We start from the raw sequence: 13016 nt of genomic DNA, 5'->3' as shown, positions 1-13016 counted from the left end.
CCGCGCCTCGCCGGTCTGCCCCCGAGGGCTTGGCCACTCGCCCGCCGGTCCGCAGCCCCACGGGGGGTCGCCGCGCCTCGCCGGTCTGCCCCCGAGGGCTTGGCCACTCGCCCGCCGGTCCGCAGCCCCACGGGGGCTCGCCGCGCCTCGCGGGTCCGCCCCCGAGGGCCTGGCCGCCCCCCCCGCCGGTCCACACCCCTACAGCGGCTGGCCGCACCCCGCCGGTCCGCCCCCATGGCGGCTGGCCTCCCCCCGGTCCGCACCCCCAAGGGCCAGGCCGGCCCACCCCCCGGCGCCGCCCCCCCACAGCGGCTGCCCCCCGGTCGGAGGCGTCGCCCCGGACCTCACCGGGCCGCGGGCCCGGCGGGGAGGTCGCGCATCGGTGTTCGTAACGCGCGGGGGCGGTGGGCGTAACACCGTCGTCGCAGCCTGGGTCGCATGCACACCACCGCCACGCACTGTCCGTACTGCGCCCTGCAATGCGGGATGAACCTCCGTCCCGACGAGGGGGGTGCCGGCGTGGAGGTGGTGGAGCGCGCCGAGTTCCCTGTCAACCGGGGAGCCCTGTGCGGCAAGGGCCGTACCGCTCCCGCCGTGCTGTCCTCCCGGGTGCGCCTGACCGGTCCGCTGATCCGATCCCGCGCCGGGCGGCTGGAGCCGGCCACCTGGGAGGAGGCCCTCGACGCCGTCGCCGCGGGCCTGTCCGCCACCCGCGGCGCGCACGGCGCCGACGCCGTCGGCGTGTTCGGGGGCGGCGGCCTGACGAACGAGAAGGCGTACAGCCTGGGCAAGTTCGCCCGGGTCGTGCTGGGCACCTCGCAGATCGACTACAACGGCCGGTTCTGCATGTCGTCGGCCGCCGCCGCGCACCAGCGGGCGTTCGGGCTGGACCGCGGGCTGCCGTTCCCGCTGGAGGACGTCCCGCGCACCGGCTGTGTGATCCTCGTCGGTTCCAACCTCGCCGAGACGATGCCGCCGGCGCTGCGCTACCTCACCGAGCTCAAGGAGAACGGCGGCACCCTGATCGTCGTCGACCCGCGCCGCACCCGCACCGCCGAACAGGCCGATCTGCACCTGGCTCCCCGTCCCGGCACCGACCTGGCGCTGGCCCTGGGTCTGCTGCACCTGGTCGTCGCGGAGGGCCGGACGGACGAGGAGTTCATCGCCGCCCGCACCACCGGCTGGGCCGAGGCCCGCGCCGCCGCCATGGCCCACTGGCCCGAACTGGTCGAGCGGATCACCGGCGTGCCCGTGCCCAAGCTGCGCGAGGCGGTACGGATGTTCTGCGCGCCCGAGTCGGCCATGGTCCTCACCGCCCGTGGCCCCGAGCAGCAGTCCAAGGGCACCGACACCGTCGGCGCGTGGATCAACCTGTGCCTGGCCACCGGCCGGGCCGGCCGCCCGCTGTCCGGCTACGGCTGCCTGACCGGCCAGGGCAACGGCCAGGGCGGGCGCGAGCACGGCCAGAAGGCCGACCAGTTGCCGGGCTACCGCAAGCTCACCGACCCCGCCGCCCGTGCCCATGTGGCGGGCGTCTGGGGCGTGGACCCCGACTCCCTGCCCGGACCCGGCCGCAGCGCCTACGAACTCCTCGACGCCCTCGGCACCGAGGTCCGGGCCCTGCTGCTCATGGGTTCCAACCCCGTCGTTTCCGCCCCGCGCGCCGCCCACGTCGAGGACCGCGTCCGGTCGCTGGACTTCCTGGCCGTCGCCGACGTCGTCCTGTCCGAGACCGCCGCCCTCGCCGACGTCGTGCTGCCCGTCACCCAGTGGGCCGAGGAGACCGGCACCACCACCAACCTGGAGGGCCGGGTCCTGCTGCGCCGCCGCGCGCTGACCCCGCCCCCGGGCGTGCGCACCGACCTGGAGGTGCTGCACGCCCTGGCCGCCCGGCTCGGTGTGGAGAAGGGCTTCCCGACCGACCCGGAGGAGGTATTCGACGAGCTGCGCCGGGCCTCCGCCGGCGGCCCCGCCGACTACTCCGGCATCTCCTACGGCCGCATCGCCGCCGAGGACGGCGTCTTCTGGCCCTGCCCGGAGGGGGAGTCCGGCACCCCGCGGCTGTTCCTGGACCGGTTCGCCACCGACGACGGCCGCGCCCGTTTCGTCCCCGTCGCCCACCGCGACGCCGCCGAACTGCCGGACGAGGAGTACCCGGTGCTGCTCACCACCGGCCGGGTGGTGGCCCAGTACCAGTCCGGAGCCCAGACCCGGCGGGTGCCCGAGCTGAACGCGGCCGCGCCCGGCGCGTTCGTGGAGCTCCACCCCCGCCTCGCCGCCCGCGTGGGCGCCGTGGAGGGCCGGCCGCTGGCGGTGGTCTCCCGGCGCGGGCGGGCCGTCGCCCCGGCCCGGATCACCGACACCATCCGCGCCGACACCGTCTTCATGCCGTTCCACTGGCCCGGCGAGGGCCGGGCCAACTCCCTCACCAACCCGGCCCTGGACCCGGTCTCGCGGATGCCGGAGTTCAAGGTGTGCGCGGTCCGCCTGGAGGCCGTGGAGAGCTGACGCGACGGGCCGGACCCGGCCGGGGCACCGGCGACATCCGGCCGGGCACACAGGGATGCCCCGGCCGGACATCCGTACGAGGGGTATCGCGCCGCCGTCCGGCGGGTAACCATCCGGTCACGCACCGGACTCAAAAAGTCCTCGCACGCCCCTCGTGGCGGTGACTTGCCGTGCCCCACACTGAGTTGCGGTGCTCGAGTCCTCTCCAGCCCTGGAGGTCGCCCCCGTGCAGACCCAGACCCTGACCCTGAGCGAATCCGCCGACGAGCTCGCGCCCGCACCCGCGTCCGAGGCCGAGCCGCTGTCCGAGCCCGAGGCGGAGGCGGTGGACGACGATCCCGAGCCGCTGGAGCTCGTCGAACGGGTACCGGATCAGCGACGGAGCACCGACGGCGGGGGCGGAGGGGGCCCCTCCGCCGACCTGTTCCGGCAGTACCTGCGCGAGATAGGCAGGATCCCGCTGCTCACCGCGGCGGAGGAGGTGGAACTGGCGCGCCGGGTGGAGGCCGGGCTGTTCGCCGAGGAGAAGCTCGGCACCACGCCCGACCTGGACTCCCAGCTCGCCGTGGACCTCGACAAGCTCGTGGTCATGGGCCGGATGGCCAAACGCCGGCTGATCGAGGCCAACCTGCGGCTGGTGGTCTCCGTCGCCAAACGCTACGTCGGCCGCGGCCTGACCATGCTGGACCTGGTCCAGGAGGGGAACCTGGGCCTGATCCGCGCGGTCGAGAAGTTCGACTACGCCCGCGGCTACAAGTTCTCCACCTACGCCACCTGGTGGATCCGCCAGGCCATGTCCCGGGCGCTGGCCGACCAGGCCCGCACCATCCGCGTCCCCGTGCACGTCGTCGAACTGATCAACCGCGTCGTACGGGTGCAGCGCCGCATGCTCCAGGAGCGCGGCTACGAACCCACCGCCGAAGAGGTCGCCGTCCACCTGGAACTGACGCCGGAGCGGGTCAGCGAGGTGCTGCGGCTGGCCCAGGAGCCGGTCTCGCTGCACGCGCCCGTCGGCGAGGAGGACGACGTCGCCCTCGGCGACCTGATCGAGGACGGCGACGCCGCCTCGCCCGTGGAGTCCGCCGCCTTCTTCCTGCTCCGCGAGCACCTGGAGGCCGTGCTGTCCACCCTCGGCGAGCGCGAACGCAAGGTGGTCCAGCTGCGCTACGGCCTCGACGACGGCCGCCCCCGCACCCTGGAGGAGATCGGCCGGATCTTCGGCGTGACCCGCGAACGGATCCGCCAGATCGAGTCCAAGACCCTCAACAAGCTGCGCGACCACGCCTTCGCCGACCAGTTGCGCGGCTACCTCGACTGACCCCGGCCGCCCGCGCGCCCGGCGCCGGCCGCCCGTTCGGCCTTCGGGGGAACGCGCGAGGGGTGCCCTCGGACGAGGGCACCCCGATGGCGTGGCGTGCGGCCGCCGGGCGGCCGTGCGCCAGGGGCACCGCCGGGCGGCCGTGCGCCAGGCGCACCGCCGGGCGGCCGGGCGTGGCGCCGGTCAGTCGACCTCGGCCACCGCCTGCGCGAACTGCGCCGCGTACAGCCGGGCGTAGGCCCCGTCCGCCGCCAGCAGCTCCTCGTGCGAGCCCTGCTCGACGATCGAGCCGTTCTCCATGACCAGGATCACGTCGGCGTCGCGGATCGTGGACAGCCGGTGCGCGATGACGAACGACGTCCGGCCGTGCGCCAGGCGCGCCATGGCCTTCTGGATGAGCACCTCGGTCCGGGTGTCCACCGAGCTCGTCGCCTCGTCGAGCACCAGGATCACCGGGTCGGACAGGAACGCCCGGGCGATGGTGATCAGCTGCTTCTCGCCGGCGCTGACGCCCGCGCCCTCGTCGTCGAGCACGGTGTCGTAGCCGTCGGGCAGGGTCCGGATGAACCGGTCGGCGTGCGCGGCCTTCGCCGCCGCCTCGATCTGCTCGCGGCTGACCTCGCGCGAGGCGCCGTAGGCGATGTTGTCCGCGATGGTGCCGCCGAACAGCCAGGTGTCCTGCAGCACCATGCCGATGCCCGCGCGCAGTTCCTCGCGGGTCATCCTGGCGATGTCCACCCCGTCGAGGGCGATCCGGCCGCCCGTGACCTCGTAGAACCGCATCAGCAGGTTGACCAGCGTGGTCTTGCCGGCGCCGGTCGGGCCGACGATGGCCACGGTCTGGCCGGGCTCGACGGACAGCGACAGGTCCTCGATGAGCGGCTTGTCCGGCTCGTAGCGGAAGGCGACCTTCTCCAGCGACACCGCGCCGCGCAGCTTCTCGGGCCGCTCCGGCACCTCGGCGTCCGGCTCCTGCTCGGCCGCGTCCAGCAGCTCGTAGACCCGCTCGGCGGAGGCGACGCCGGACTGCACCAGGTTCGCCATCGACGCGACCTGCGTCAGCGGCATCGAGAACTGGCGGGAGTACTGGATGAAGGCCTGCACGTCACCGATCGACAGGGTGCCCGAGGCCACCTTGAGGCCGCCGACGACCGCCACCAGCACGTAGTTGATGTTCGACATGAAGAACATCACCGGCTGCATCACACCGCTGACCAGCTGGGACTTGAACGACGCCTGGAAGAGCGCCTCGTTCTGCTCGGCGAAGGTCTGCGCCGACTCCTGCTGCCGGCCGAAGACCTTCACCAGGGTGTGCCCGGAGTACATCTCCTCGATGTGCGCGTTCAGCGCGCCGGTGGTCTTCCACTGCGCCACGAACTGCGGCTGCGACTTCTTGCCGATCTTCGTGGCGACGTAGATCGAGATCGGCACCGTCACCAGCGCCACCAGCGCCAGGACCGGCGAGATCCAGAACATCATCGCCAGCACGCCGACGATCGTCAGCAGCGAGTTCAGCAGCTGCCCCATCGTCTGCTGGAGGGTCTGCCCCACGTTGTCGATGTCGTTGGTCGCCCGGCTCAGCACCTCGCCGCGCTTCTGCCGGTCGAAGTACGACAGCGGCAGCCGCGACAGCTTGGCCTGGAGTTCCTCGCGCATGCGGAACAGCGTGTCGTTCATCACATGGTTCGACAGCCGGGTCGCGACCAGCATCAGCAGGCCGGCCAGCGCGAAGACGACCACCGCCCACAGGGCCACGACCCCCACGGCACCGAAGTCGATGCCCTGGCCGGGGGTGAAGTCGGTGCCCGACAGCATGTCGGCCGTGCCGTCCTCGCCCCGGGCGCGCAGGCCGTCGAGCGCCTGCTCCTTGGTGATGCCCTCCGGCATCCGGCGGCCGACGATCCCCGCGAACACCAGGTCGGTCGCCCGGCCCAGGATCTTCGGGCCGATCACCGTCATGGCCACGCTGCCGAACACGGCCACGACCATGCCCCACAGCTTGAGCCGGTCATGGGCGAGCTGCTTGAGCAGCCGTTTGCCGGAACCCTTGAAGTCCAGGGACTGCTGGCCCGGACCCATCATCATCCGTCCACCGGGCCCGCTCATGCGGCCTCCGCCTCCGTCAGCTGGGAGAGGACGATCTCCCGGTAGGTCTCGTTGCCGGCCATCAGCTCGTGGTGGCGTCCCTCGCCCACCACCTGCCCCTCGTCCAGGACGATGATCCGGTCGGCGTCCCGGATGGTCGACACCCGCTGGGCGACGATCACCACGGTCGCGTCCTGCGTCTCGCGCGCCAGCGCCGCGCGCAGCGCCGCGTCGGTGGCGTAGTCCAGCGCCGAGAAGGAGTCGTCGAACAGGTAGATCTCCGGGCGCTGCACCAGCGTGCGGGCGATCGCCAGCCGCTGGCGCTGACCGCCGGAGACGTTGGTGCCGCCCTGGGTGACGGGCGCCTCCAGGCCCCCCTCCAGCTCCGAGACGAAGCCCTTGGCCTGGGCGACCTCCAGGGCCCGCCACAGCTCCTCGTCGGTCGCGTCGGGGCGGCCGTAGCGGAGGTTGGAGGCGACCGTTCCGGAGAACAGGTACGGCTTCTGCGGCACCAGGCCGACCGTACGGGCCAGCAGCGCCGGGTCGATCCGGCGCACGTCCTCGCCGTCCACCAGCACCGTGCCGCCGGTCGCGTCGAACAGCCGCGGCACCAGCCCCAGCAGGGTGGACTTGCCGCTGCCCGTGGAGCCGATCACGGCGGTGGTCTCACCGGGCCGGGCCACCAGGTCCACCCCGCGCAGCACGGGCGCCTCGGCGCCCGGGTAGCGGAAGTCCGCCGCGCGCAGCTCCAGCTCGCCGCGGCGGGCCAGGGCGCGCACCGGCTCGGCGGGCGGGACCACGCTGGAGGAGGTGTCCAGGACCTCCTGGATGCGCTCGGCGCAGACCTCGGCGCGCGGCACCATCATGAACATGAAGGTGGCCATCATCACCGCCATGACGATCTGCATCAGGTAGGCGAGGAAGGCCGTCAGCTGGCCGATCTCCATGCCGCCGCTGTCGATCCGCATGGCGCCGAACCAGATCACGGCCACGCTGGACATGTTGATCACGACGATGACGGCCGGGAACATCAGGGCCATCAGCCGGCCGGCCGACAGCGACACCGCGGTCAGGTCGGTGTTCGCCCCGGCGAAGCGCTGCTGCTCGTAGCCGTCGCGGACGAAGGCGCGGATCACCCGGTTGCCGGTGATCTGCTCGCGCAGGACCCGGTTCACGGTGTCGAGGCGCTCCTGCATCAGCCGGAACAGCGGGCGCGTCTTCCAGACGATCGCGCCGACCGAGAGGCCCAGCACCGGCACCACGGCCAGCAGCACCCCGGAGAGCTTCACGTCGAGCGAGAGCGCCATGAAGATGCCGCCCACGCACATGATCGGCGCGGAGACCATCAGGGTGAAGGTCAGCAGCACCAGCATCTGGACCTGCTGGACGTCGTTCGTCGTCCGCGTGATCAGCGACGGGGCGCCGAACTGGCCCAGCTCCTTGGCCGAGAAGCTCTGCACCCGGTCGAAGACCGCGGCGCGGATGTCGCGGCCCACCGCGGCGGAGGTACGGGCGCCGTAGTAGACGGCTCCGACGTTGCAGACGAGCTGCACCAGCGAGACGCCGAGCATCAGCGCGCCGAAGCCGAGGATGTAGCCGGTGTCGCCGTTGACGACGCCGGTGTCGATGATGTCGGCGTTCAGCGTCGGCAGGTACAGGGCGGCGCTGGTCTGCAGCAGTTGCAGCAGGACCAGCAGCAGGATGGGTTTGCGGTACGGACGCAAGGACGTCCGCAAGAGTCGTATGAGCACGCGCAGGCTCCGGGTCGCAAGATCGGGGGTTCGGTCCATCTTCGGACAACCCGGCCCGATCTCCCCACCGTTTTTCGCAAAGGCAGGTCAAAAGGCGGACGCGGCTCCAGCGCGGGACCTACGACACCTGCGCCCCGTCAGTACCCGGTCGGGTACGGCGCCGGGGCGGGGGCCGGGGCCGGGCCGGCGAAGGCGCCGGGATGGATCTGCTCGCGCGTGGTGACGTACTGCTGGCGCACCGCCTGCCACACCGGCAGCTCCTCGCCGGGCTCGAAGACCTGCGCCGCGGGCGCGGGCCACAGCGGCGGGGTGTGCGGCGCCAGCGTGCCCTGGGCCACCCCGAGCGCCCACGCCGCCTGCCGGGCCGCGCCCAGGGCCGCGTAGTCCGCCGGCGCGGGGACGACGATCTGCGTGCCGAAGAGCCCCGGCGCGGCGGCCGTCACCGCCGGCAGCTCGGCGGCCGCGCCGAGCAGGAAGACCCGGCGGATCTCGGCGCCGCGCGTGCGCAGCACGTCGAGCGCGTCCACCAGCCCGCACAGCATGCCCTCGAACGCCGCCTGCGCCAGGTGCTCGGGCTTCATCGAGTCCCGGCGCAGCCCCGACAGGGTGCCGGCGGTGTGCGGCAGGTTCGGGGTGCGCTCACCCTCCAGGTAGGGGAGCAGGACCAGGCCGTGGGCGCCGGGGGTGGACTTCAGCGCGAGATCGCTGAGCCCCTCCAGGTCCGTGCCGAGCAGGTCGGCGGTGCCGCGCAGGGCCCGTACGGCGTTGGAGACGTTCACCACCGGCAGGTGCATGCCCGTGGCGTCGGCCATCGAGGTGATCAGCCCGTTCGGCTCGGAGAGCGCCTCGTGGTGCACCGCCATCACCGAACCGGACGCGCCCAGCGACACCACCGCGTCGCCGGGGCCCAGCCCGAGCCCGAGCGCGGCGGCCATGGTCTCGCCGGTGCCGGCGGAGATCAGCAGCCCCTCCGGGGTGGTGCCGGCGGCCTCGGCCGGGCCGAGCACCTCGGGCAGCACCGGGCGGTGGCCGAGCGCCAGCTCCACCAGGTCGATGCGGTACGAGCCGCTCGCCGCCGACCACCAGCCGGTGCCGGAGGCGCCACCGCGGTCGGTGGTGCGCCGCACGGGCCGGCCCAGCAGCTGCCACACCAGCCAGTCGTGCGGGGACATGACCATGGCGATCCGGCGGGCCGCCTCGGGATCGGTACGGGCCAGCCAGGCGAGCTTGGCGACCGGCTGCGCGGACTGCGGCACACTGCCCACCGCCTCGGTCCAGGCCTGCCGCCCGCCCAGCTTGTCGGCGAGGTCGGCGGCCGCGACCTGGCCGCGCTTGTCGTTGCCGACGAGCGCGGGGGCGACGAGGGCTCCTTGCGCGTCCAGGGCCAGCAGGCCGTGCTGCTGCGCGGAGACGCCGATGGCCTGGACGCCTTCGAGGATCCCGCCGCCGGCCGCCTCGCCGAGGGAGAGCAGCCAGGCCTGGGGGTCGGTCTCGTAGGGGTTCGCCTCACCCGCGGGCTGCGGATGGGGCGCGTAGCCCTGCCGCAGCACGGCACCGGTGTCGGCGTCGCAGACGACGATGCGAGTGAAGGTGGAAGAGCTGTCCAGCCCGGCGACTATCCCCATGCGCAGAATTCTGCCGCACGCGCGGGGGCTCCCGGTGGGCGCGGGGGCCCCAGTGCGCGCCGGGGCACTACGTGTTGCTCGTGCCCCACTCGTCGTCGCGGCCGTCGCCGCGCTCGCGCAGCGAGCGCAGCCGGTGCCCGAAGCCGTTCGGCATCGCGTGCTCGACCCGGTCGCCGACGGCGACGAAGGCCTTGCCCGCGACGTCGCGGCCGGTGTGCCCGGCGGTCTCGACCGCGTTGCGCACCGCCGGGTTCTGCGCGACGGCCCGGGCGGACCTCTTCAGCTGCTCGTAGCGCTCGCGCCCGGCGGCCGTCCCGAGCACGTACCCGAGGGCCAGTCCGACGACGAACGTGACCTTGTACCGCATGCCTGCCACCCTTCGCTGTGTCGGTGCCCGGCCTGCCGTCGATACCGATTGGCGGAGCACCCCCCTGCTTGCGCTAATCTATGTCTCGCAGCGGGCGACCGCCCCCCGGCAAGGCCGGAGGAGGGTCTGTTCGGTGCAACGCAGCAATCCCCTGTAGCTCAATTGGCAGAGCAGCCGGCTGTTAACCGGCAGGTTACTGGTTCGAGTCCAGTCGGGGGAGCGCGATCCCCTGTAGCTCAATTGGCAGAGCATTCGGCTGTTAACCGGAGGGTTGCTGGTTCGAGTCCAGCCGGGGGAGCCAAGGGAAGAGGGCCCCGCGGGGTCCTCTTCTTTTTTTGCCTCCGCCCTGGAACCGGGCAGCCCTCAGGACGGTCTCACTGGGCAGGCGCAGCCGATCACACGAGGCATCCGGAGCAGGAGATCGTATGAGCGGCTATGCTGCGGCAGACGGCGCGCACAAATGTGCGCGACGCGCCGTAAGGGGCGGTAGCTCAGCCGGTTAGAGCAGCGGACTCATAATCCGTCGGCCGTGGGTTCGAGTCCCACCCGCCCCACCGCAGGGCCGGTCCGAAGAAACGTTTCGGTCCGGTGGTCCGGTGCCCCGTCCGGTCTGTCCGGGCGGGGCACCGCGCGTTTCGGGGGCGTTTCGGGGGCGGGGCGCTACACGGCCTCCGTTTCGTCCGCCAGGTGGCGGACCACGTCGGAAAGGTTCTGGCGGTGGGCGTAGGCCGTGCGTTGGCGGTGGGCGCCGGAGCCGTCGCGCAGCAGGGACGACATCGTGCGGGCCGCGTGGTCCAGGTCGCCGGCCGCGGCCAGTTCCGGGGCGACCAGGTCGAGCAGGGACTCGGCGAGGCCGGCCGCGGGGAGTTCCGCGCCGGTGAACGGGTCCAGGCCGAAGCCCTCCAGGCCGTCGTGGGCGGCCCGCCAGCGGGCCAGGCGCAGGACGTCCTCCCGGATCTCCGGGTCCGGGCGGTGCTCGGCCAGCTCGCGCAGGGCGGTGGCCACCAGGGCGCGGACCAGTTCGGCCTGCAGGACGGCGGTGTCGATGTCCGCCGACATGTCCGGGGCCCGGAACTCCAGCGTCGGCCAGCGCCCCGACGGGCGGAGGTCCCAGTAGACCATCTTGGTGTCCAGGGCGGCCCCCGAGCCGAGCAGGATCTGCACCGACCGGCGGTAGTGGGCGGTCGACCCGAAGTGCGGCGGCAGCCCCGCGGAGGGCCAGGACGACCAGGCCATGGCGCGCCAGCTGGCATGGCCGGTGTCGCGGCCGTTCCAGAAGGGCGAGTTGGCGGCCAGCGCGATCAGGGTGGGCAGCCAGGGCCGGACCCGGTTGGACACCGCCACGGCCGTGTCCACGTCGAGGGTGCCGATGTGGACGTGGCGGCCGCAGCTGACCAGGGTGTCGGTCAGCGCGCCGAAGCGGCGGTGCTGCTCGCGCTGGCGCGGCTCGTCGTCGGTCAGGTGCAGCGGCTGGTCCACGGTCAGGACGGGCGAGGGGCTGGCCAGCAGCCGGCAGCCGTGGTCGCGGGCCGCCTGGGCGAGGGCGCGCCGCAGGGCGGCGAGCTCGGCGCGCAGGCCCGTGGCGGACTCGGCGACCGGAGTGGAGATCTCCACCTGGTAGCGGGTGCCCTCGGCGTGCAGCTGGTGCGGCTGGCCCTCGGCGGTGGCCAGGACGCGGGGGGCGGCCGGGACCACCCGGAAGGTGCGGGCGTCGACGAGGAGGAACTCCTCCTCGACGCCGAGGGTGAGGGGGACCGTCCCGGTCCGACCCAGAGTTCCGAGCGTGCGGAGATTGTCGCTCGCGGTGCCTTTGCCAGGTTCGATCACTACGCCTCCCTGGACATACGAGTCGGTTTCATCATGAGCTGAACGGAGGGGGTAAGCGCGCGACGATTCAGTCAAATGTCGTGCAGAACTGGCGTGTTCGCGGCCCGCTGAACCGGCCGCGGGGCCATCGGTCCAGGTGGGGCGGCTGATGCGACCTCATGAAGAAGTAGACAATTGTTCGAGTTCGTGATTGCTGGCCGGTTATCATCCGCTGTGACCGCCACGACCTCGCCGACGCCGCCCGCCGACACCCCCGACGAGCGCCCCAGGCGGCGCGTACTCGCCGACCTCACACCGCTGCGGACGTCCCCCGACTACCGGCGGCTGTGGTTCGGCAACACGATCTCGTGGATCGGCCAGGCGATGACCGCGCTGGCGATCTCGCTCCAGGTCTACGACATCACGCGCTCCAGCTTCTCGGTCGGCCTCGTCGGCCTCTTCTCGCTGGTCCCGCTCGTGGTCTTCGGGCTCTACGGCGGCGCCATCGCCGACACCGTCGACCGCCGCAAGCTCGGTCTGGCCAGCGCCGCCGGCGCCGCGGTGCTCTCGGCCGCGCTCGCCGCCGCCGCGCTGCTGGAGTACCACCGGGTGTGGTTCCTCTACGCCGTCGTCGCGCTGCAGGCCGTCTGCGCGGCGCTGAACTCGCCCGCCCGGTCAGCCATGATCCCGCGGCTGCTGCCGCCCGAGCAGCTGCCCGCCGCCAATGCGCTGGGCTCGCTGACCATGACCTCGGGCGCCACGCTCGGGCCGATGCTCGGCGGGCTGATCGCCGGCTGGTGGGGCTACCAGGCGGCGTACCTGATCGACTTCGTCGCCTTCAGCGCCGCCCTGTACGCGATGTGGCGGCTGCCCTCGATGCGCCCGGAGCGGGAGCAGGGCAAGCGGGGGCGGGCCCCGGTGCTGGACGGGCTGCGCTTCCTCGGCACCCGGCCCAACGTGCGGATGACCTTCTTCTCCGACATGTGCGCCATGGTGCTGGCGCAGCCGAAGGCGCTGTTCCCGGCCGTCGCCGTGCTGTGGTTCGGCGGCGACGCCCGGACGGTGGGCCTGCTGGTGGCGGCCCCGGCGGTGGGCGCCCTGCTGGGCGGGCTGTTCTCCGGCTGGCAGGGGCGGATCCGGCGGCACGGGCTGGCCATCCTGCTGTCCGTGGCGGCCTGGGGGCTGGCCGTCGCCGTGTTCGGGCTGACCCGCAACCTCTGGCTGGGGCTGTTCTTCCTCGCGCTGGCCGGCTGGTCCGACACCATCTCCATGGTGTTCCGCACCACGATGCTCCAGGCCGCGACCCCCGACGAGATGCGCGGGCGGCTCCAGGGCGTGTTCATCGTGGTGGTGGCCGGCGGGCCCCGGCTCGGCGACTTCGTCTCCGGCACCGTCGCCGACCTGACCTCGCCGACCACCGCCATCACCGGCGGCGGCCTGGCGTGCGTCGCCGCCCTGGCCCTCCTCGCCGCCCGCTGGCCGGCCTTCGCCCGCTACGACGCGCGCACGCCTCAGGCTTGAGCGGGGGCGGGGCGGGGCCGCCCGTGGCGGGGCCA

Annotated in this window: 8 protein-coding genes and 3 tRNA genes; 6 read left to right on the top strand and 5 right to left on the bottom strand. The window is 73.1% G+C overall.

Going from position 1 to position 13016, the window contains the following annotated elements:
- Positions 1–438: 438 nt before the first annotated feature.
- Both LG632_RS26900 and LG632_RS26895 read left to right on the top strand, forming a co-directional pair.
- Positions 439–2508, top strand: a complete 2070-nt coding sequence (locus LG632_RS26900) for a molybdopterin oxidoreductase family protein (protein ID WP_226730145.1) — start codon at positions 439–441, stop codon at positions 2506–2508.
- A 226-nt stretch (positions 2509–2734) separates the two neighbouring features.
- A complete protein-coding gene (locus LG632_RS26895; RefSeq protein WP_374203595.1) occupies positions 2735–3826 on the top strand; it encodes an RNA polymerase sigma factor in 1092 nt (363 codons plus the stop codon).
- Positions 3827–4009: 183 nt separating this feature from the next.
- Here the strand turns inward: LG632_RS26895 and LG632_RS26890 are convergent, their stop codons facing one another.
- From LG632_RS26890 to LG632_RS26875, 4 genes are all read right to left on the bottom strand, one after another.
- Positions 4010–5932: an ABC transporter ATP-binding protein gene (locus LG632_RS26890; RefSeq protein ID WP_226730143.1), complete on the bottom strand. Its 1923-nt coding sequence runs from the start codon at positions 5930–5932 to the stop codon at positions 4010–4012.
- Positions 5929–7662, bottom strand: a complete 1734-nt coding sequence (locus tag LG632_RS26885) for an ABC transporter ATP-binding protein (protein ID WP_226730142.1) — start codon at positions 7660–7662, stop codon at positions 5929–5931. The genes LG632_RS26890 and LG632_RS26885 overlap by 4 nt, the downstream gene beginning before the upstream one ends.
- A 137-nt stretch (positions 7663–7799) precedes the next feature.
- Positions 7800–9287, bottom strand: coding sequence for an FGGY family carbohydrate kinase (locus LG632_RS26880; RefSeq protein ID WP_226730141.1), 1488 nt, complete (start codon positions 9285–9287; stop codon positions 7800–7802).
- A gap of 67 nt (positions 9288–9354) precedes the next feature.
- The gene (locus tag LG632_RS26875; protein ID WP_226730140.1) at positions 9355–9654 is read right to left on the bottom strand and encodes a YtxH domain-containing protein; all 300 of its coding nucleotides are present in this window, start codon (positions 9652–9654) and stop codon (positions 9355–9357) included.
- A 147-nt stretch (positions 9655–9801) separates the two neighbouring features.
- Here LG632_RS26875 and LG632_RS26870 point away from each other — a divergent pair.
- The 3 genes from LG632_RS26870 (at position 9802) to LG632_RS26860 (ending at position 10208) form a co-directional block, all read left to right on the top strand.
- Positions 9802–9874 (top strand) — tRNA-Asn (locus tag LG632_RS26870).
- Between the two features lie 5 nt (positions 9875–9879).
- Positions 9880–9955, top strand: a tRNA-Asn gene (locus tag LG632_RS26865).
- Between the two features lie 179 nt (positions 9956–10134).
- Positions 10135–10208 (top strand) — tRNA-Ile (locus LG632_RS26860).
- A gap of 106 nt (positions 10209–10314) precedes the next feature.
- Here LG632_RS26860 and LG632_RS26855 read toward each other — a convergent pair.
- On the bottom strand, positions 10315–11481 hold the full coding sequence (locus tag LG632_RS26855; protein WP_226730139.1) for a carboxylate-amine ligase: 1167 nt from the start codon (positions 11479–11481) through the stop codon (positions 10315–10317).
- Positions 11482–11694: 213 nt separating this feature from the next.
- On the opposite strand from LG632_RS26855, the gene LG632_RS26850 reads away from it, so the two are divergent.
- The gene (locus LG632_RS26850) at positions 11695–12981 is read left to right on the top strand and encodes an MFS transporter (protein ID WP_226730138.1); all 1287 of its coding nucleotides are present in this window, start codon (positions 11695–11697) and stop codon (positions 12979–12981) included.
- Positions 12982–13016: the final 35 nt, after the last annotated feature.

Origin of the sequence: Streptomyces antimicrobicus (genome assembly GCF_020532625.1) — a bacterium.
Classification (GTDB): Bacteria; Actinomycetota; Actinomycetes; order Streptomycetales; family Streptomycetaceae; genus Streptomyces; species Streptomyces antimicrobicus.
This window is presented reverse-complemented; position numbering and strand designations above follow the sequence as displayed.